Annotated in this window: 18 protein-coding genes; 3 read left to right on the top strand and 15 right to left on the bottom strand. The window is 71.6% G+C overall.

The window, feature by feature from the left end; genetic code table 11:
* Positions 1–24 precede the first annotated feature (24 nt).
* Positions 25–561, bottom strand: coding sequence for a GcrA family cell cycle regulator (locus LOK46_RS17900; protein WP_443192825.1), 537 nt, complete (start codon positions 559–561; stop codon positions 25–27).
* Between the two features lie 466 nt (positions 562–1,027).
* On the opposite strand from LOK46_RS17900, the gene LOK46_RS17895 reads away from it, so the two are divergent.
* A complete protein-coding gene (locus LOK46_RS17895; RefSeq protein ID WP_273559344.1) occupies positions 1,028–2,215 on the top strand; it encodes a patatin-like phospholipase family protein in 1,188 nt (395 codons plus the stop codon).
* A gap of 52 nt (positions 2,216–2,267) precedes the next feature.
* Here the strand turns inward: LOK46_RS17895 and LOK46_RS17890 are convergent, their stop codons facing one another.
* The 3 genes from LOK46_RS17890 to LOK46_RS17880 all read right to left on the bottom strand — a co-directional run bounded on the left by LOK46_RS17890 (position 2,268) and on the right by LOK46_RS17880 (position 4,550).
* Complete coding sequence (locus LOK46_RS17890; RefSeq protein WP_012320301.1) at positions 2,268–2,396, bottom strand: hypothetical protein; 129 nt, start codon at positions 2,394–2,396, stop codon at positions 2,268–2,270.
* A gap of 95 nt (positions 2,397–2,491) precedes the next feature.
* Positions 2,492–3,904, bottom strand: a complete 1,413-nt coding sequence (gene pyk / locus LOK46_RS17885) for a pyruvate kinase (protein WP_273559334.1) — start codon at positions 3,902–3,904, stop codon at positions 2,492–2,494.
* Positions 3,905–4,055: 151 nt separating this feature from the next.
* Positions 4,056–4,550, bottom strand: coding sequence for an SRPBCC family protein (locus LOK46_RS17880; RefSeq protein WP_273559332.1), 495 nt, complete (start codon positions 4,548–4,550; stop codon positions 4,056–4,058).
* A 145-nt stretch (positions 4,551–4,695) separates the two neighbouring features.
* On the opposite strand from LOK46_RS17880, the gene LOK46_RS17875 reads away from it, so the two are divergent.
* Positions 4,696–5,982: a lytic murein transglycosylase gene (locus tag LOK46_RS17875; protein ID WP_273559330.1), complete on the top strand. Its 1,287-nt coding sequence runs from the start codon at positions 4,696–4,698 to the stop codon at positions 5,980–5,982.
* Between the two features lie 7 nt (positions 5,983–5,989).
* Here the strand turns inward: LOK46_RS17875 and LOK46_RS17870 are convergent, their stop codons facing one another.
* The 8 genes from LOK46_RS17870 to LOK46_RS17835 form a co-directional block, all read right to left on the bottom strand.
* A complete protein-coding gene (locus tag LOK46_RS17870; protein ID WP_273559328.1) occupies positions 5,990–6,778 on the bottom strand; it encodes an aldolase in 789 nt (262 codons plus the stop codon).
* A 95-nt stretch (positions 6,779–6,873) separates the two neighbouring features.
* Positions 6,874–7,890, bottom strand: a complete 1,017-nt coding sequence (locus LOK46_RS17865) for a biotin-dependent carboxyltransferase family protein (protein WP_273559326.1) — start codon at positions 7,888–7,890, stop codon at positions 6,874–6,876.
* Positions 7,890–8,624, bottom strand: a complete 735-nt coding sequence (locus tag LOK46_RS17860) for a 5-oxoprolinase subunit B family protein (RefSeq protein ID WP_273559324.1) — start codon at positions 8,622–8,624, stop codon at positions 7,890–7,892. Before LOK46_RS17860 ends, LOK46_RS17865 begins: the two co-directional genes overlap by 1 nt.
* On the bottom strand, positions 8,621–9,382 hold the full coding sequence (locus LOK46_RS17855) for a 5-oxoprolinase subunit PxpA (protein ID WP_273559322.1): 762 nt from the start codon (positions 9,380–9,382) through the stop codon (positions 8,621–8,623). Before LOK46_RS17855 ends, LOK46_RS17860 begins: the two co-directional genes overlap by 4 nt.
* Before the next feature lie 28 nt (positions 9,383–9,410).
* Positions 9,411–10,682 (bottom strand): MFS transporter, encoded by a 1,272-nt coding sequence (locus LOK46_RS17850; RefSeq protein WP_273559320.1) that lies wholly within the window; start codon positions 10,680–10,682, stop codon positions 9,411–9,413.
* 43 nt (positions 10,683–10,725) lie between these two features.
* Entirely contained in the window at positions 10,726–11,541 is an 816-nt protein-coding gene (locus LOK46_RS17845; RefSeq protein WP_443192824.1) for a putative hydro-lyase, read from the bottom strand.
* A 165-nt stretch (positions 11,542–11,706) separates the two neighbouring features.
* A complete protein-coding gene (locus LOK46_RS17840; RefSeq protein ID WP_273559318.1) occupies positions 11,707–12,600 on the bottom strand; it encodes a LysR family transcriptional regulator in 894 nt (297 codons plus the stop codon).
* Between the two features lie 214 nt (positions 12,601–12,814).
* A complete protein-coding gene (locus tag LOK46_RS17835; RefSeq protein ID WP_273559316.1) occupies positions 12,815–14,323 on the bottom strand; it encodes an oligosaccharide flippase family protein in 1,509 nt (502 codons plus the stop codon).
* Between the two features lie 808 nt (positions 14,324–15,131).
* On the opposite strand from LOK46_RS17835, the gene LOK46_RS17830 reads away from it, so the two are divergent.
* Entirely contained in the window at positions 15,132–16,058 is a 927-nt protein-coding gene (locus tag LOK46_RS17830; RefSeq protein WP_273559314.1) for a glycosyltransferase family 2 protein, read from the top strand.
* A 40-nt stretch (positions 16,059–16,098) separates the two neighbouring features.
* Here the strand turns inward: LOK46_RS17830 and LOK46_RS17825 are convergent, their stop codons facing one another.
* The 3 genes from LOK46_RS17825 to LOK46_RS17815 form a co-directional block, all read right to left on the bottom strand.
* Positions 16,099–16,512 carry a DCC1-like thiol-disulfide oxidoreductase family protein gene (locus tag LOK46_RS17825; protein WP_273559312.1) on the bottom strand — a complete coding sequence of 138 codons (414 nt, stop codon included), beginning with the start codon at positions 16,510–16,512 and terminating at the stop codon, positions 16,099–16,101.
* Positions 16,509–18,188, bottom strand: coding sequence for a hypothetical protein (locus tag LOK46_RS17820; RefSeq protein WP_273559310.1), 1,680 nt, complete (start codon positions 18,186–18,188; stop codon positions 16,509–16,511). Before LOK46_RS17820 ends, LOK46_RS17825 begins: the two co-directional genes overlap by 4 nt.
* A gap of 323 nt (positions 18,189–18,511) precedes the next feature.
* Positions 18,512–18,745, bottom strand: a complete 234-nt coding sequence (locus LOK46_RS17815; protein ID WP_273564745.1) for a hypothetical protein — start codon at positions 18,743–18,745, stop codon at positions 18,512–18,514.
* Positions 18,746–18,822 lie beyond the last annotated feature (77 nt).

Raw genomic sequence — 18,822 nt, 5'->3', positions numbered from 1 at the left:
GCAGGGCCCTGACGGCGCGGCGGCTCAGCGGAACGAGGCGACGCGGCGATCGCGCTTCCGCTCGGTGGCGGGCTGGTAGGCGATCTCGGCGTGGTGGGTGCAGTAGGGCAGGCCGGTGATCGACCGGGCGCCGCAGAAGCGGAATTCCGGCGTCGTCGGGTCGCCGAGGGGCCAGCGGCACATGGATTCCCGGAGGTCCATGATGGTGACGCGCTGCGACACCGCGAGGGCCACGGGCTCGGGCGCCGCGGCCGGCGCGGGCGCCGGGAATTCCGGTGCCGGACGATGGGTCAGGATCGCCACCGGCTCGGGCGCCTGCGTCTCGACCACCGCGATGGCGGTCTCGATCTCGACCGTCTTCGAGGGCGGCGCGGCAGTGGCGGCTTCCTCGCCGCCGCGGGCGCGACCGGCCAGACCCAGGCGGTGAACCTTGCCGATGACGGCGTTGCGGGTGACGCCGCCGAGTTGCGCCGCGATCTTGCTGGCGCTCTGCCCGTCTTCCCACAGGCGGCGCAGCATCGCCACGCGATCGTCCGTCCAGCCGAGACCCGCTTCCATCATCCCCTCCGCCCCCTGCGGCTCGGCTGCGTTCCCGAAGGCAAGTCCGTGTTTTCCAGGCCGACAGCGGCCGTTCTCTCGGACGGCCGTCTCGCCACGCAGACCGCGCCCTCGCGCACCGGCTGCCGCATCACGTGCGACACCCTGTCTCGCCAGGCCACGGGGGAACCCTAGCGCGGCGTTCGCGAACCTTGCAAGGGCAGGCGACCACCGGGCGCCGACCGCCACGCCGCCTGTCCACCGCCAATGGTCCGGACTGGCCAGGACCGGGACGGCCCGGTACGCCGCCGCGCCGTCCGGGGTGTGGCCTCCACGGCCACGCTCGCGCCCCGATCGCGTGGGAACGTGACCCCACCGCAACAGCGCGGCCTTATCGCTCCCTCGAAGCCGGCTAAGACGGAACAGGCGATACGGCCAAGCTCGTTCCGTGTGTCAGAGTGGGCGCGTTTCGCGGTTCGAGGAAGTGACGATGGGTGTTCGTCAGGTCAGCCTGCGCATGGCGGTGGCGTTCGGGCTGGCGGGTCAGGTCGCGGCCTGCGGCAGCGTTCCGCGGACGCCCTACAGCGCCGAGCAGGCGGCGTTCGCCACCGTGCCCGGCATTCCCGGCGCGCGCGTCTTCGCGGACGCGTCGGTGGACACGATCGCGGCGCTCGCCGCCAATCCGGAGCGGCGCCTCAAGGGCTTCTCCTACCTGGCCCTGTCGGGCGGCGGCGGCGACGGCGCCTACGGGGCGGGCGTGCTCAACGGCTGGACGGCGTCCGGCAAGCGGCCGGAATTCACCCTGGTCTCCGGCGTCTCGACGGGGGCGCTGATCGCGCCCTTCGCGTTCCTGGGCCCGGCCTACGACGCCTACCTGACCGAGTTCTACACGAGCGGCGTCGCCAGCGAGCTGGTGGCCTCGCCGAACCTGGCCAACGTGCTGTTCGGCTCGGGCCTGTTCGGCGACGGGCGCCTGCGCAACCTCATCGACCGCTACGTCACGGACGACCTCCTCAAGGCCGTGGCCGAGGAGCACGCGAAGGGCCGGCGCCTGCTCGTCGTGACGACGAACCTCGATTCCCAGCGCGCGGTGATCTGGAACATGGGCGCCATCGCGGCGAGCGGGGTGCCCAACGCCCGCCAGCTGTTCCGCGACGTCCTGGCGGCCTCGGCCAGCATCCCGGCGGTGTTCCCGCCCCAGTTCATCGACGTCTCGGCCGGCGACGCGCGCTTCCAGGAGATGCACGTCGACGGCTCGGTGGTGACCCCGGTCTTCACCCTGCCGCAGACCCTGCTGCTGCGCGACGGGCGGATCCGCACCGGCGGCAAGGCCGAGATCTACGTGGTGATCAATGGCCGCCTGGAGCCGGAATTCGAGGTCACGAAAGACAACACGCTCTCGATCGTCGAGCGCTCCTTCACGACGGCGAGCCGCGCCCGCTCCCGCGCGACGCTGACGGCGACCTACGCGCTGGCACGCACCAACGGCATCGGCTTCAATCTCACTTACATCGACGAGAACGGCCCCAAGGCGTCCGCCGCGAAGGGCTTCGACACCGCCTACATGCGGGCCCTGTACGACGCCGGGTTCGAGAAGGGCCGGACCGGCACCTTCTGGCAGCACTCGATCCCCGCCGCGCCGGTGCTCAAGGAGACCGCCAGCGCCGTGGCGAACTGAGCGCCTGACGGTCCGCCGCGCGCCCGGCCCGGGCGCGCGGCGAACGGCGCGCCTACTTGCCCAGGATCTTCGTCACGAGGCGGCCGAGCGGCGTCGCCGTGCTGGCGTTCCGGTCGTCCCGGTCGACGGGGCGGTTCTCGTTGCCGAGGATCTTGGTGACGATGCGTCCGATCAGGTTCATGGGTGGGCCCTCCGGTCTCGCGCCCAAATGGCGCAGCTTCCCCATCAACGGGTCAGGCGCGGGCCGCGTTCCAGCCCGGCGCCCGATCGGGCGGCTCAGACCTGCATCAGGCGGATGTTGTTGGTGTTGCCGGCGGTGTGGAACGGGATGCCGGCGGTGACCACGATGATGTCGTTCGGCCGCGCGAAGCCCTCGTCCTGCGCGTGGTGGCAGGCCTTCGAGGTCATCTCCTCGTAGCTGTCGACGTCCACCGTCAGCACGCTGTGCGCCCCCCACAGCAGGCTGAGCCGCCGCGAGGTCGCGACGTTGGGGGTCAGGGCCAGGATCGAGGCGGCGGGGCGCTTGCGCGCGACCCGGGCGGCCGTCGTCCCGCTCGCCGTATAGGCGACGATCGCGGCGGCGTGCACGGCCTCGGCGAGATCGGCCGTGGCGGTCGCCACCGCGTGGGGCGGCGTCTCCTCCTCGCCCGGCTCCGAGGCCGCGACGATCGAGTGGTAGAGCTTGTGCCCCTCCACGCTCCGGATGATCCGGTCCATCATCGCCACCGCCTCGACCGGGTAGCGGCCGGTCGCGGATTCCGCCGAGAGCATCACGGCGTCGGCGCCGTCGTAGATGGCGGTGGCGACGTCCGACGCCTCCGCGCGGGTGGGCGCGGGGGCGCTGACCATCGAGTCGAGCATCTGGGTCGCCACCACCACGGGCTTCACGGCGAGGCGGCAGGCCCGGATCAGCTCCTTCTGCCGCCCCGGCACGTCCTCGTGCGGGATCTCGACGCCGAGATCGCCGCGCGCGACCATCACGGCGTCGGAGAGCCGGATGATGTCGTCGATCCGCTCCAGCGCCTGCGGCTTCTCGATCTTCGACATGATGCCGGCGCGGTCGCCGATGATCCCCCGCGCCTCGATGACGTCGGACGGCTTCTGGACGAACGACAGGGCGACCCAGTCGACGCCGAGGTCGAGCCCGAAGGCGAGGTCCGCCCGGTCCTTCTCGGTCAGCGGCGACAGGTCCAGCAGCGTGCCCGGCAGGTTCACGCCCTTGCGGTTCGAGATCGGCCCGCCGGTGACGACCTCGGCGGTGATGGAGGTCCGCTCGGGCCCGGTGACCCGCACCCGCACCCGCCCGTCGTCGATGAGGAGCTCCTGGCCCGGCACGACGGCGTCGAAGATCTCCGGGTGGTGCAGCGGGACCGCCTGCTTGTCGCCGTCTGAGCCTTCGAGGACGAAGCGCACCGTCTCCCCGGCCTGGAGATCGAGCCGGCCGCCCTGGAGCGTGCCGATCCGGATCTTCGGCCCCTGGAGATCCTGCAGGATGCCGATCGGTCGTCCGACCTCCTTCTCGAGGGCGCGGATGGCCGCGTGGACCTTGGCGTGGTCCTCCTGGAGGCCGTGGCTGAAATTGAGCCGGAACGTGTCGACGCCGGCGAGGAACAGGGCGCGGAGCTGGTCCGGGGCGGAGCTGGCGGGACCGACGGTGGCGACGATCTTGGCGTGGCGGTGACGGCGCATGCGGGTCTCGGCCTCCTGAGGCTGCCTCTGGGAATCGAGCCGGGCGCTCGGTCGCGCCGACGGCGCTCACATCGGTCGCGACGGCCCCGCGGCGAGGCCCCGCGGCACCCGGCGGGCGATTTTTCGCGCGGCCGGCCGATTCGGCGGGCGGCTATCTGGCCGCTTCCCGGGCGATCCCGGCAAGCCCGGCGTCGAACACGCCCGTGATGTCGGCGACGGCGTCGGCGTCGCTCATGCCCTCGGCGTCGAAGGTCGCGCTCCAGATCACCGTGGACCCTTCGCCGTTGCGACGGACCGCCAGCGTCGCGTTATAGGCGCGCACCGGCAGGGGGCCCTGGATGAAGCTGTAGCTGTAGCTCATGCCGGTCTCGTCGCGCGCGGTCTCGACTTCCGCGATCGTGCCCTGGCCGCCCTTCACCACGAGGCCGCGGATCTGCGCGCGGATGCCGTCATCGTCGTCCTCGCCCGACAGGATGCAGCGCTGGACCTGCGGGTGCCAGTTCTGGATCGCGCAGAAATCGCCCACCAGCGCCCAGACCGCCGCGGGCGGGGCCGGGATGTCGCGGCTGCGGGTGACCTCCAGGGCGCTCGCCGGTCCGGCGGCCAGGACGGCCGCGCCGATCGCCGTCAGGGAAGCGGGATGCATCACGGTTCGGTCTCCGGGCCGTCGGGCTGATGTGACGCGACTTGGGGCGCCGCCGCGGCCGCGGCGAGCCCCAAGCCGCGTCTCGAAGGTGTTGCTGCCGACGCGGTATGCTACGCCGCGCCCGTCTGGATCACCGGAGATGCCCATGGACGATCGCGCTGCGCCGAAGCGGCCCGCGACCCGGAGCGGCGCCGCGCGCGCGGTCCTGGCGACCGGCGCCGCACTGGGCATCGTCGCGCCCGCGTTCGCCGCCGGGCCGGACCCGTCGCCGGCGGCCGCGCCGCAGGCCTTCGAGAGCTGCCGGGCCGACCTGATCGCCTGGGTCACGGCCCGCGCGGTGCCGCGGGGCCTCGCCGAGGCGCAGCTCGCCGATCTCGCGCCCGACCCGGACGTGATCGCCGCGACCCAGAGCCAGGGCGAGTTCGTCCGGCCGATCTGGGACTACATCGAGGCCAGCGTCACGCCGGCCCGCGTCGAGGCCGGTCAGCGCAAGCTCGCCGAGCACGCCGACACGCTCGCGGCCATCGAGGCCGAGTACGGGGTCGACCGCCACGTCCTGCTGGCGTTCTGGGGCGTAGAATCGAGTTACGGCGCGGTGCTCGACAACGCGGCGGTGGTGAAGCCGGTCGTCCGCTCGCTCGCGACGCTCGGCTGCAGCGATCCCACCCGCGCGACCTACTGGCGCGACGAGCTGGCGGCGGCGCTCCAGATCCTGGCCTGGAACCAGGCGCCCCTCGACCGGATGCCCGCGGGCCTGACCGGGTCCTGGGCCGGCGCCATGGGGCACACGCAGTTCATGCCCAGCGTCTACCAGCGCGAGGCGGTCGATTTCGACGGCGACGGCCGGCGCGACATCTGGACCTCGGTGCCGGACGCCCTCGCGTCGACGGCGAACTACCTGCGCAGCCACGGCTGGAAGCCCGGCGCGGGCTGGGGCACCGAGGCGGTGCTGCCCGGGACCTTCGACGCGGCGCTGGCCGACGAGACCACGGTCCGCACCGTCGCGGCGTGGCGGGCGCTCGGCGTGAGGCCCGCCCGCGACCGCGCCCTGCCGGACACGGCCGAGGCGACCCTGATCCTGCCCGCCGGGATCCGCGGCCCCGCCTTCCTGCTGCAGCCGAACTTCGCGGTGATCCTCCGCTACAACACGGCCCTGTCCTACGCGCTGACCGTCGCGCTCCTGTCGGACCGCCTGCGCGGCGACCCGGGCCTGGTGCACGACTGGCCGCGGGGCGACCGAGCGCTCACCGCCGACGAGCGGCGCGACCTGCAGGCTCGCCTCACCGAGCGCGGCTTCGCCACCGGCGGGGTCGACGGCAAGATCGGACCGAAGACGCGGGCGGCGCTGCGCGCCTTCCAGGGATCGGTCGGCCTGCCGGCGGACGGCTACGCCGACGCCGCGCTGCTGGACCGGGTCCGGGCCGCGCCCTGACGGGCGCTCACGCCAGGAAGGCGGGCTCGTCCCGGGCGAGCACCCGCTTGACGCTCTCCAGGTGCAGGCGCGCGCTCTCGGCGCGGCCGGCCGCCTCCTGGGCCGCCACGCGCTTCACGATCGCCTCGGGCACGGCCTTGAGCGCGCGCCCCGTGCTCATGGCCAGGACCTGCGCCTGCGCGGCGCGCTCCAGGTAGTAGAGGTCGTCCCAGGCCTCCGCGATGGTCTCGCCCAGCACCATCACGCCGTGGTTCTTCAGGAACACGACGTCCGCCTCCCCGGCGCTCTCGGCGATCCGCCGGCCCTCGGACGAGTCGAGCGCGAGACCGTTGTAGTCCTCGTCCACGGCGATCCGGCCGTAGAAGCGCAGCGCCGTCTGGCCCGACCACGTCAGGGGCTCGCCCTCCAGCATGGCCAGCGCCGTCGCGTAGGGCATGTGGGTGTGGAACGCGGCCCGCGCGCGGGGCTTCAGCCGGTGCAGCTCCGCGTGGATGTGGAAGGCGGTCGCCTCCGGCTGGCCGTCGCCCTCGAGGACGTTGCCGTGGAAGTCGCAGAGGAGCAGGCTCGACGCGGTGACCTCCGCGAAGGCGAGGCCGTAGGGATTGACCAGGAACAGGTCGGGCCGCTCCGGCAGCACCGCCGAGAAGTGGTTGCAGATCCCTTCTTCCAGACCGTTGCGGGCGGCCCAGCGCAGGCAGGCGGCGAGGTCGACCCGGGCGCGGCGCACGCTGTCGGCGTTCAGGGGCTCGTTGCTGCGGGCCGGCGGGGTCTCCGGGGCGGTCACGGCGTGCGCCATGCGTGCGGGCTTTCCTGTGTCTCGGGATCGGGCCGGGCAATCTGGCCGGGGCCGCACTCTAGACGCTCGATCGCCCGCGCGCAGCCGCCAAGCGCTCAGGCGCGGCCGTCGGTGACGCCGCCGACGAGGTTGAGGCCGAGCAGGAAGTCCGACGCGAAATCCGTGCGGATGACCGGCTCGCGCGGGACCGCCTCGCGCAGGAGATCGCGCTCGGCGCGGCGCGCCGCGACCGCCTCCGCCACCGTGACGCGCCGGAACGACAGGCGCGCCCCGCCCCGGACCTGCGCCAGCCGCCCGAGATCCGGCCCGATCACCGTGGCGATCTTCGGGTAGCCGCCGGTGGACTGCCGGTCGGCCATCAGGATGATCGGCAGGCCGTTGCCGGGCACCTGGATCGCCCCCATGGCGACGCCGTCGGAGACGATGTCGTGCCCCTTGGCGTGCGTCAGCGGCGTGCCGTCGACGAAGCACGCCATCCGGTCGCCCCGGGGCGAGACTGTCCAGGGACCGGCCAGGAAGGCCTCGACCTGGTCGGGCGCGAAGTAGTCGTCCTGCGGACCCAGCACGACCCGGATCTCCCGGCCGTCGCGGCCGAGCCAGGGTGCGACGAGCCGCTGCGGCGGCCCGTCCGGGGTCCGGCTCTCGGCGACGGGGAGGCGGTCGCCCGCGGCGAGGCCGCGCCCGTCGAGGCCGCCGAGCCCCGAGCGGGTATGGGTCGCCGCCGATCCCAGGACCGGCGCCACGTCGAGCCGCCCGGCGACCGCGAGGTAGCCCCAGGCGCCCGCGTCGCCGGCCCGCACGACGAGGGTCTGGCCGGGCTCCACGGTGAGCGCGACCGTGTCGGGCAGCGGCACGCCGTCCAGCGCGACGCGGAAGCCCGGCGCGAGCAGGGCGATCCCGACGGCGCCGTCCTGCACCGAGACGGTGACGCCGCCGGTGGAGATCTCGACGGCGGTGGCGTCGAGGGGGTTCGACGCCGCCCGGTTGGCGGCGGCGTGCATCAGCGGGTCCATCGGGCCCGCGGCGGTGATGCCGTAGCGCAGGTAGCCGTGCCGGCCCCCGTCCTGCAGGGTGACGCCGGGTCCGGTGGAGTCGATGACGAGGGCGGTCATCAGCGCGCCTCCCCGCGGCGGGCCACCGGCTCGCCCGCCGCCTCGCGGGCCGTGAGGGCGTCGAAGGTCGCGGCATCGACGGGCTCGAAGCGGATCAGGTCGCCGGCGCCGACGAAGAAGCTCGGGTCGCGCTCCGGCGCGTAGAGGCGGGACGGCGTCGCGCCGATCACGTACCAGCCGGTCGGCATCGGCACGGTCGCCACCGCGGCGAGGCCGCCGCCGATCATGATGGCGTTGCGCGGATGGGGCGGCCGCGGGCTCGCCCGCCGGGGCACCGCCAGGGGCTTCGGCAGGCCACCGAGATACGCGAAGCCCGGCGCGAAGCCGTACATGTAGACCCGGAAGGTTGTGGCCGCGTGGGTCGACACCACCGCCTCCGGCGTCAGGCCGCTCCGCTCGGCGACCTGCGCCACGTCCTCCCCGTGGGGCGCGTCGTAGCAGCAGGGCAGGGTCCAGTGGGTTGGGCTCGCCGCGCGCGCGGTCGCGCCCGCCACCAGCGCCCGGACCCGCTCGGCGAGCGTCCCGCGGTCGAGCACCAGCGGGTCGTAGTGCAGCATCAGGGAGCGGTAGGTCGGCACGCGCTCCCGCAGCCCCTCCGGCGGGTCCGCCCCGAGGGCGTCGTCGAGCGCCAGGACCCGGTCGCTGATCGCGGGGTCGACGGTGCTGCCGAACTCGACCACGAGGGCCGCCTCGCCGGCGTCGAGGAGGCGGGGCTCGTCCAGCGCCGCGCTCACGGCCGGAACGGCGCCAGCGTGACGCCCGCGCCCTCCAGCCGGGTCCGCACCGCCCGCGCCGTGGCGACGGCGTGGTCGGAATCGCCGTGGACGCAGATCGAGTGGATCGGCGTCGGCAGCGTTTGACCGTCGGCCGTGAGGATCGCGCCCGCCTCGACCATGCGCAGGACGCGGTCGGCCGCCTCGCCGGCATCGGTGATCATCGCGCCGGGCTGGCTGCGGGGGATCAGCAGGCCGGACGGCGTGTAGCCGCGGTCGGCGAAGATCTCCTGGTGAACCTCGAGGCCGCAGGCCTCGCCCGCCGGCACCTGGGCGGTCAGCGCGATGGCGAGCAGCGCGAGCTCCCGGTCCACCGCGCGGACCGCGCGGGCGATGGCGTCGGCCACCGGCCGCTCCTCCGCGGCGACGTTGGCCAAGGCCCCGTGCGCCTTCACGTAGGTGATGCGGTGGCCGGCATAGGCGGCGAGCGCCTGCGCGGCGCCGATCTGGTAGGCGACGAGCCGCTCGATCTCGGCCGGGCTGTACGGCATCCGCCGCCGCCCGAATCCCCAGAGGTCCGGGAAGCCCGGATGGGCGCCGACGGCGACGCCGCGCTCCTTCGCCAGCGCGAAGGTCCGGGCCATGATCTCGGGGTCGCCGGCGTGGAGCCCGCAGGCGACGTTGGCCGAGGTGACGATCCCGAGGATCGCCGCGTCGTCGCCGCAGGCGTAGGCGCCGTAGCCCTCGCCGAGGTCGGAATTCAGGTCCACGCTGGTCATCGCCGCCGCTCCGCGTGCCGATCGGGTCTCATAAGGCCGCAACGGGTTCCGGCTCGGCCGGATCCGCGCTGCGAGAATCGAGCGCGCGGCCCGCCGTTTCCGGCAAGAGAAGCGCCGCGACGATCACGAGGCAATAGGCGCCCGCCGCCACGACGCCGATGGCGATGCCGAGTGTCAGCGAGCCGCTGAGGTGGCCCACCACGGCGGGGCAGATCGCGCCGGTGGCGCGGCCGAAATTGTAGCAGAAGCCCTGCGCCGAGCCGCGGATCCGGCTCGGGAACAGCTCGCTCAGGAAGGCGCCCATCCCGGAGAAGACGCCGGAGAGGAAGAAGCCCAGGGGGAAGCCGAGGACCAGCATCACCGGGTCGGTGATCGGGATCAGCGTGTAGGCCAGGACGAGAACGCCGGCGCAGAAGCCGAACAGGATGAAGCCCAGGCGGCGGCCGATGCGGTCGGAGAGCCAGGCGCTGGTCAGATACCCGACGAACGACCCGAAGATCAGCATCAGCAGGTAGCCGCTGGTGTTCAGAACCGAGAGGTTGCGCTCGGTCTTCAGGTAGGTCGGGAGCCACGTGGTCACCGCGTAGTAGCCGCCCTGCATGCCGGTCGCGAGCAGGCTCGCCAGGACGGTCCGGCCGATCAGCGGCCGAGAGAAGATGTCGAGGAAGCTGCCGGTGTCGCCGACGTCCCGCATGGCGGCGCGGGTCTGCCGGTAGACCTCGGGATCCTCGATGTTGCGGCGGATCCAGAAGATCAGCACCGAGGGGAGGGCGCCCAGCCAGAACAGGATCCGCCACGCCACCGCCGGCTCCGCCAGGGCGAACACGGCCCAGAAGGCGATCGCCGCGCAGGCCCAGCCGACCGCCCAGCTCGACTGGACGAGCCCCACCGCCTTGCCGCGGTAGCGGGCCTGGATCGTCTCGGCGATCAGCACGGAGCCCACCGCCCACTCGCCGCCGAAGCCGAAGCCCTGCAGCGCGCGGGTCACGAGCAGCTGCTCGTAGGAATGGGTGAAGCCGCTGAGCACCGTGAACAGGGTGAACCACGCGACGGTGCCCTGCAGGACGACGACCCGGCCGTAGCGGTCGGCCAGGATCCCGGCCGCCCAGCCGCCGATCGCCGAGGTCACCAGCGCGGCGGTGGCGATGTTGCCGGCCTCGACCTTGGTCAGGCCCCAGACCACGACCAGCGTCGGGATCAGGAACGTGTAGACCATGTAGTCGAACGCATCGACGCCGTAGCCCGCGAAGGCCGCGCCCAGGACCCGGCGCTCCGCCGGACTCGTGTCTTTCACCCACATGGCGCAACTCCTTTGCGGACGGGCCGCCGCGCGGCCGGGAGGGTCACAGGAACGGCAGGTCGCGGTTGAGGAGGTCGGTGATCAGCATGTGACCGGGCGCGTGGGTGATGCAGAGCGGCAGCCGCGCCGCCATCGCCACCGCCTGCGGGGTGACCCCGCAGGCCCAGAAGACCGGGATCTCGTCGGGCTCGATCGGCACGGGGTCGCCGAAATCCGGCCGCGCGAGGTCGCGGATGCCGATCAGGCCCGGGTCGCCGAGATGGATCGGCGCCCCGTGGACCGCCGGCATCCGGGCCGTCACCTGCACGGCTTTGATGGCGTCCGCCGCCTTCATCGGTCGCATGGAGACCACCAGGGGGCCGTGGAACGGGCCCGACGGTTGGGTGGCGATCGAGGTCCGGTACATCGCGACGTTGCGGCCGAGGGCGACGTGCCGGAGCGGGATGCCCGCCTCGATCAGGCCGGCCTCGAACGAGAAGGAGCAGCCGAGGACGAAGGTGACGAGATCGTCCCGCCACACACCGGTCAGGTCGGGCAGCTCCGCCACGAGCTCGCCGTCCTCGTAGACGCGGTAGCCGGGGACGTCGGTGGCGAGGTCGAGATCGGTCCCCAGCGTCGGAAGCGCGTGGGCGCCGGGCTGCGAGACGCCGAGGATCGGGCACGGCTTCGGGTTCTGCTGGCAGAAGCGGTGGAAATCCTCCGCCATGGCCCGCGGCAGGATCATCAGGTTGCCCTGCGCGTGGGCGGGAACGAGACCCGAGGTGTGGCCCCGGAACCGACCCGCGCGGATCGCGCGCCGCGCGTCCGCGGCGTCGGCGAAGACAGGTGGCGCGCCGTCGGCGCCCGCGTGCTGGCTCACCGCGTTGATCTCCCTGGCTGGTCGTCGCGCGCCGGAGCGGCCGCGTCGGCCGTCCGGATTCCGCAAGATCCCGATCGCTTCAGCGATTCATTTCCTGCGGCAACGATCCCATCGCGCCGCGAGGCACGCCAATCGTGATTGCGAATGGGGAGCGATAAACCGGTCTTATCGGGCGGCAGCCCAGGTCTCGGCGACCTCCTGGGCGAGGCGGGCCGCGTCCGCCACGAAGTGGTGGGCCGGCCGCTTCGTGTGCATCGCCGTGAAGGTCAGGTCCGAGAGCATCGGTTCGGCCGGCAGGACCCGCAGGGTGCCGGCACGGAGTTCGGCCTCGACCACGGCCGGCGGTATCACGCAGATCCCGAGGGCCTCGACGCCCATCTTCACGATCGTGGCCAGGGAGGCGCTCGTGTGGATCTGGCTCGGCAGGAGGTTCTCCTGGAGGACGAGGTCGCGCAACTCGACGTACGGACTGGTGTTGCGCGGGTAGGTGATGAGCGGGTGGTGCAGCAGCGCGCCGAGGCTCAGGGGCTCGTCGCCCGGCAGCAGGCCCGGCGCGGCGATCCAGGCGATCGGTGTGCTGAACAGGGGCCGGTTGGCGAAGCTCGGCAGGGTGATCGGGCCGACGAGGAAGGCAAGGTCGATCTCGTCGGCGACGAGGGCGGCCTGCATGTTCGGCGAGATGTCGACGGTGATGTCGACGCCGATCCCGGGATGAGCGGCGCGCATGCGCTCGATGAAGCGCGACAGCCAAAGGTGGACGATCGTCTCGGACACGCCGAGCCGCAGGGTGCCCCGCGTCCGGCCGGTCTCGTGCAGGGCCGCGCTCATCTCGGTTTGGAGCGCCAGGAACCGCTCCGCGAAGCCGAGGAGCAGGCGTCCCCGCTCCGTCAGCGCGACGTCCCGGCTGCGGCGCTCGAACAGCGTCCCGTACTCGTGCTCCAGGGCCGCGATGCGCTGGGAGACCGCCGGCTGCGTGGTGTTCACCTTCTCGCTGGCGCGGCGGAAGCTCGAGAGTTTCGCGACCCAGTAGAACACCTCCAAGCTGCGGAAATCCGCCATCCCGCGATCGTCCCGCGCCGCCGTCGTATCCGGTCATATCGCGCCCCGGCGCGCGGAAGCGCAAGCGTGCGGCGTGGCCCCCTCCGCAGGGGACGATCTGGCGCCCGCGCGGCCGAGCGGCGCATGCCCCCATCCCGCACGGGAGAGGGGACCCGCGCCTCGCGGCGGCACGCGCCCGGCTATCGCCCCCATCCCAACGTGATCGACAACGGCCCTAGAGGTCCGAAACGGTCGTGGCCGGGCGGGCCGGGCGCATGTGCGCGAGCAGCAGGCGCGCTTCCGCGACGAGGGGATGGTCCAGGTACCAGAGGCCGCAGACCCAGCCCGCGATGCCCGCGGCGATCGCGGCCGCGAGGCTCGGGAGCGGCGTCTCGGCCGACCAGCCCCAGGCCGACATGACCAGGATGGCGGGCGCGACGGCGATCGCCGTCAGGGTGGCGGCGTGGAGGTAGATGGGGGCGTAGTCGCGCCTGAACGTGTCGGTCATCCGCTCGAGATGCGGCCGGTAGAGGCCGACCGCCAGGAGCGCCTCGCCGATCCGGGCCGCGCCCGCGCCGCCGAGGCCGAACAGGCAGCCGGCGCTGAACATCACGAGGCCGGCGCCGTGGCGCAGGAACTCGAACCGCGCCTGCAGGGCGGTCTGGTCCCGGATCAGGAACACCTCCCAGGTCATGCTGAGCGAGGTCAGGACGATCGCGGCCAGGGACAGCAGGCAGAAGGGCAGCGCCGCGCCCTCCCAGCCCGGCCCGAGCAGGACGCGCACGATCGGCCCGGCCAGGACGGCCGCGCCCGCGAAGGCCGGCCAGAGCAGCACGGTGATCATCCGCAACGTGTGGAGGTAGCAGGTGCGCAGGGACTGTCCGTTCCGCTGCTGGTTGGCGAGGTCCACGAAGGTGATGCGGGTGATCACCACGTGCAGATGGTCCCACATCAGGGTGTTGAGGCTCGCCGCGCGGGAGTAGAGGCCGAGGGCGCTGAGCCCGAGCATCCGCCCGAGGACGAGGTCGCCCATCCGGCCGGCGATCCCCGCGATCCCCGCGATGGCGAAGAGCCGGCCGCCGTAGGTCAGGATCTCGCGCCAGCCGGCGAGTCCCACGCGGAGCGACACGTAGCGCAGGCCGAGGCCGTTCGCCGCCAGCGCTGCCGCGACGGCGCCCGCCGCCTGCCCGTAGGCCTGGCTCATGTAGCTGAAGCCGAGGAGGGCCAGCGCCAGCATCGCGCCGCTGGCGACGAGACCGCGCAGCATGTTGACCAGGGCCACGCCGCGGAAATTGCCGTGCCGCTCGATCATGGCGGCCGGGCGGAACTCCAGCGCCCCGACAAGGGGCACCACGGCGAGGATGGCCAGGGCGCGCTGGACATCCGGCTCGCCGAGGAGGACGCTGCCGAACACGCTGAACGCCAGGATCAGGATCGCGGCCGCGCCCGACAGCATCAGGTTCACCGTGAAGACGCTCGCCAGCAGGGCCGCATCCACCCGCTCCGCCCGGACGATGTAGCTCGACAGGCCGCAGGAGCGCAGCGTCGACAGCAGGCCCGCGATGGCGGCGGCGAGGCTGAAGATGCCGGTCTCATGGGGCGTGAGCAGGCGTGCCAGGGCCAGCGAGGTGCCGAACTGTGCCAGGAACAGGCCGCCCTGGCAGAACCCCATCCAGGCCAGGCTCCGGCGCTTCGAGAACGCGGGCGGCGCCGTCGCTTCCGGCCCCTCTCGGAGTTCTGCCATGGGATCCTTCGGACGCGACAGGGTGGCGGCGGCGCTGGCGGCTACCAGGGCGCGATCGGTCAGGACGGCTTAACAGTGCCTGGCCGACCGTGGCAGCTGGCCAATCGGAGGATTGGGCCCACGCCCGATGGCCGAGGCCGAGCCGGCCTGCCGTGAAGCTCCGGTGCCGCGGAGATGCCTGAAACTTTCAGCTTTCCGCGAGGGAAGAGGAGCCTCTTCCCGTATCGGGCGAATAGAATTGGGACTTATCGGCAGAAAAATTCAGGATCTCAGACATTCATTCTCTATCGGCGACTTCCGGCGCGGCTCGGCCCGTCAGCGCCGAGTTGTCCCGCGACTTCGAGAGCCCGATTTTCCGACCGGTGACCGACTTGGTCAGGATGATCTGAACGGACGATCGAGAACGCTCGCAGCCGATTTGAAATCCCGGTCGTCGCGCGTGCGATCCCGTTCTTCGATGCTGTGCGCGGTGGTCGTGTTATGGATTTCTGGCGATAAGACAGTAAATTTTTGAAATGTATTTCGGGATTGGTGTCGCGATGGGATCGAGAACGTTAGATCGCGGTCGGATCACGGCGCGGGCCTGGACTCCTTCTATAGCTCGCGCGAGGATCGAAGCGGCGGTCGCTTTGCCTCAGGAACCGCGATTTTTGCGACGCCACATCTGCAGGATATTTGGTTCCGCATCCAAAAGGCGTAGCTCTCCCTACGGCGCACGACTCGATGAATTGCATTAATATTACTATATCTTGTCTGTGGCTTGTTCTACGAAGCCCGGATCCTGGCAGTATTTCCGAGATAATGCCAAATGAAAGTCAGCTTTATCGTATGTACACGGAACCGTGTCGCGTCCCTCCTGGAGACGCTAGACTCGGTGACGCGCGCGATCGAGGCCGTGCCGGACGCTGAGGCCGAGATCATCGTGGTGGATAACGGGTCGCAGGATGGGACGGATACGGCGTTGAAGCGCTGGTCGGCTTCCGTCCCAACGGATCGGTTCGATGTTCTGCTCCTCGCACAGTCGCGCCCCGGCGTCGCCGGGTCTCGAAATGCCGCGATCGCGCGTTCTTCCGGCGACATCATCGCGTTTATCGATGACGATTGTGTCCTGTCGGATCAGTATCTGCGAGATCTGATCGCGCACTATGCCGGCGACACGGAGAGCATCATTCGCGGTGGCCGGGTCGAGCTGGGATCGGCGCAGGACATCGACTTCACCACGAAGACCGACGCCCGGGCCAGCCGGCTGACGTACCCGGCCCATCCCGGCGGCTTCGTCCACGGTTGCAACATGACCTGCAGCCGGGCCGTCATCGAGCGGATCGGCGGGTTCGACGCGGCGTTCGGCCCCGGAGCGACGTTCCGCGCGGCCGAAGATACGGACTTCATCTATCGCGGCTGGGCGGCCGGCGTGGCCGTCGAGTACGTGCCCGACATGAGCGTCAAGCACTTCCACGGGCGCCGGGATCCGCGCACGATCGACCGTCTGCACTGGAACTACCAGTTCGGCAACGGCGCGCTCTACGCCAAACACATCGGCCGCAGCCCGTGGCTGATCAAGCACCTGTACTGGTCAGCCCGCAACGCCGCCCGCGAACTGGTCGGGGGCCCGTGCTTCGACGCGCATCTCGGCCTGACGTGGCGGGCCCTCGTGACCGCCAACCTGTCCGGCGTCCTGGCCTTCGCCTGGCACAGCGCGCGGACGCTGCCGACGCGCTCCTCCGTTCGGGCCTAGGGCGCTTCGCTCCGGCGGAGGTCGTCGTCGTGCCGCCCGCTCAGCGGGTCGGCGCGCCGCCGGGCTGTGCGAGGAGCGTCCGGCCGAGCATCAGAAGCGTGACGCGCCGCCCGAGCTTCATCGCCGGGTAGAGCAGCCGCGCGCGTCCCGGGCTGCGCAGCAGCCGCGCGAGGAGCCGGCTGGCCACGCCCCGGTCGTCGCTGAGGCGTGACAGCAGGACGAGCGCGTCCGCGCCGTAATAGAGATCCGGGCCGTGCCGGACGACCATGCCCTCGTTGAGGTCGTACCCGCGCCGGGTGATCTCGTCGACCAGGGGACCGCCGCTCCGGGCGTCCACCAGGGCGACGGTGCCCACCGACCGGCGCAGGGCCATGAGGTGCACGTAGTTGGAGCAGAACGGGCATTCGCCGTCGTAGACCACCGTCAGGGCGGCCTCGGTCGAGGGGGTGGTCATGGGGTCAGGTCGATCCTGTGCTCGGCTTCGGACACCACGCGGCGGACGGTGACGCCGTCCTGCATGCTGAAGCAGACGGACTCGCGCCGGTACACGTAGGCGACGATGTCGGCCATGGCGACGGTGTCGAAGCCCGCGGCGTACTGGAGCGGCACGAAGAAGTGGTGCGGATAGAGCGCGTAGGGAAACAGGCCCGTCCTATCGCGGATGGTGCTCACGAGGCGATGGTAGCCCCGGATATAGGCGTCCATCGCCGGCCCATCGATTTCCGCCTTCGAGTATTCCTGGCCCATGCCGTCCGGTGCGGTCAGGACAGGAACATCGCAGGTCGTCGAGGCCGTGACCTTGCGGAACACCTGAGTCCCGCCATTCGGGTTGTCGAGGGCGAAGGCGTGCGCCGCGTCGGGCGCGCCGTAGGCCATGTGGGCGAACGGGTAGGAGTAGAAGGTGAAGAAGTTGGTCGGCACGTAGTGCCGCTGGCCGTTCCGGTCGATCGCCTCGAAGTACATCTTGTTGTTGGCCAAAGTGTCGTACCAGCCGAGCCAGGCCTGGGTCATGAAGGTGTTGCCGGTCAGGATGAACAGCACCGACAGGATCCCGACCGAGACCGGTGGGCGCTCGTAGTGCCGGCTGACGACGACGGCCGCGATGGCGAGGTTCAGCATGATCCAAGGGGCGAAGTTGGCGCCCATGAGCACGATGATCGACAGGTGCATCACGTCGAAGCCGAGCAGCAGGAGCAGCAGCCAGCGGCGCGGCATGAGGATCCCCACCAGGGCGATGCCCTGGCCGAGCAGGATGAGGGTGTTCGTCAGCGCGCTCGAATGGCTCAGGATCGTCCGCATCCCCTCCACCAGCACAGGCCAGCCCGCGTAGGGGACGTGGTTGTTGTCGAGGCCGACGACGAAGATCTTGCCGGGATCGTTGTTGAGCAGCCAGGAGAGCGGGCCCTCGTCGAGCGTGACCTTGGCGAGGAACGAGGAATAGTAGTTGCCGAGGTGGATGCTGATTGCCGCCGCGATCAGGACCTTCGAGAACATCGAACTGGCCGCCCCGACGTCCGTGCGCGCCGAGGCGCCGAGGCCCGGCCAGTCATGGATCCGCGCGGTCACGTGGGCCACCAGCAGGCCCGCGACGAGGCAGAAGCTCACCTCCGCAAGCGGCAGCACGTCGATGATGTGGCCGTGCCAGAGGCCGGTCACCCGGATGACCGCCTGCTTGCTCCAGACCAGATAGGTGGCGCTGATCAGGGCGAGGGAGGGCCACCGCAGGCAGAGCACGCCCCCTGCCACGGCCGCGACCCAGAGCGCCATGATGGCGCTGACGGCGACGGTCGCCTTGGTCCCCGGGAGGACGATCGGGAAGAGCGGATAATGGATCAGCGCGTACGCGCCCGCGATCACGCCGATCATCTGCAGCAGCCGGACCGCGGCGAGATCGGCGGCGGCGAAGCGCACCCGCGTCATCGCGAGGGCCAGCGCCACGGGCAGCACCACGCCGTAGTAGTTGTTGATCGCCGTGACGCCGTGCGAGATCTTCAACAGGACCAGCAGGCCGCCGATCTGCGCGAGCAGGATCAGGTAGTAGCGCGCCCGGTCCGCCACCGGTCGGGCCAGGCGTCGCAGGGCCGAGTCGAGGGACTTGTCCGGGCCGGTGATCGGGAGCGTGCTGCTCATCGTCTGTCTTCCGCCGCGCTGGTGCGATCGCCGCTGCGCGCAGCGACGACCTCTCATCCTCAAGGGCCCGCGACGACGGGGCGGCCAGCGGCCGTACGGGTTCCGCCGTCATGCGGGCGTCTCGAGGAGGACCCGCCGCGGAAGTGTCCTGCCGCGCCGGGTTCCTGCCTCGCCGGAGAGCTTGGCACTGCACGGGGGCGTGAGAGGCTGCAAAGAGGGCGATCGCCCCTACGCCTTTCGGCTACCCCGACCGTCCCGGCCCCGGGCTCCCCCGCCGCGTCGCGGCGGGACGGTCGTCAGCGCGGCGCCTGTCCGGCGAGGGGTTAGGTCTCGTCGACGAACAGCGTCCTGGAGGCGATCCGCTCCTCCAGGACGCGGCGTCGCGCGGTGAACAGCGGCCTGAGGAGGGGACTGCCCTTCAGGAAGGCCATGATCTTGGAGCGGGACGTGAAGATGGTCGACTCGAAGGGCTTGCGCGAGACGGCGTTCGGCAGGAGCGCGCGACCGCGCGTTATTGCGTCGCGCTCGAAGAAGTAGCTCCAGTTGTCCGACGTCACCGCGACCGGCCGGTTCGCGCGCAGGATCCCCCTCGGCCGCCGACCGGGTGATGACGTAGGCCCCTGTCGTCCCGAGG

The organism is Methylobacterium sp. NMS14P, assembly GCF_028583545.1.
Classification (GTDB): domain Bacteria; phylum Pseudomonadota; class Alphaproteobacteria; order Rhizobiales; family Beijerinckiaceae; genus Methylobacterium.
This window is presented reverse-complemented; position numbering and strand designations above follow the sequence as displayed.

Coding starts and splice junctions, on each gene's coding strand:
- LOK46_RS17900 (WP_443192825.1), bottom strand. CDS start 561: ATGATGGAAGCGGGTCTCGGCTGGACGGACGATCGCGTGGCGATGCTG.
- LOK46_RS17895 (WP_273559344.1), top strand. CDS start 1,028: ATGGGTGTTCGTCAGGTCAGCCTGCGCATGGCGGTGGCGTTCGGGCTG.
- LOK46_RS17890 (WP_012320301.1), bottom strand. CDS start 2,396: ATGAACCTGATCGGACGCATCGTCACCAAGATCCTCGGCAACGAGAAC.
- pyk (WP_273559334.1), bottom strand. CDS start 3,904: ATGCGCCGTCACCGCCACGCCAAGATCGTCGCCACCGTCGGTCCCGCC.
- LOK46_RS17880 (WP_273559332.1), bottom strand. CDS start 4,550: ATGCATCCCGCTTCCCTGACGGCGATCGGCGCGGCCGTCCTGGCCGCC.
- LOK46_RS17875 (WP_273559330.1), top strand. CDS start 4,696: ATGGACGATCGCGCTGCGCCGAAGCGGCCCGCGACCCGGAGCGGCGCC.
- LOK46_RS17870 (WP_273559328.1), bottom strand. CDS start 6,778: ATGGCGCACGCCGTGACCGCCCCGGAGACCCCGCCGGCCCGCAGCAAC.
- LOK46_RS17865 (WP_273559326.1), bottom strand. CDS start 7,890: ATGACCGCCCTCGTCATCGACTCCACCGGACCCGGCGTCACCCTGCAG.
- LOK46_RS17855 (WP_273559322.1), bottom strand. CDS start 9,382: ATGACCAGCGTGGACCTGAATTCCGACCTCGGCGAGGGCTACGGCGCC.
- LOK46_RS17850 (WP_273559320.1), bottom strand. CDS start 10,682: ATGTGGGTGAAAGACACGAGTCCGGCGGAGCGCCGGGTCCTGGGCGCG.
- LOK46_RS17840 (WP_273559318.1), bottom strand. CDS start 12,600: ATGGCGGATTTCCGCAGCTTGGAGGTGTTCTACTGGGTCGCGAAACTC.
- LOK46_RS17835 (WP_273559316.1), bottom strand. CDS start 14,323: ATGGCAGAACTCCGAGAGGGGCCGGAAGCGACGGCGCCGCCCGCGTTC.
- LOK46_RS17830 (WP_273559314.1), top strand. CDS start 15,132: ATGAAAGTCAGCTTTATCGTATGTACACGGAACCGTGTCGCGTCCCTC.
- LOK46_RS17825 (WP_273559312.1), bottom strand. CDS start 16,512: ATGACCACCCCCTCGACCGAGGCCGCCCTGACGGTGGTCTACGACGGC.
- LOK46_RS17820 (WP_273559310.1), bottom strand. CDS start 18,188: ATGAGCAGCACGCTCCCGATCACCGGCCCGGACAAGTCCCTCGACTCG.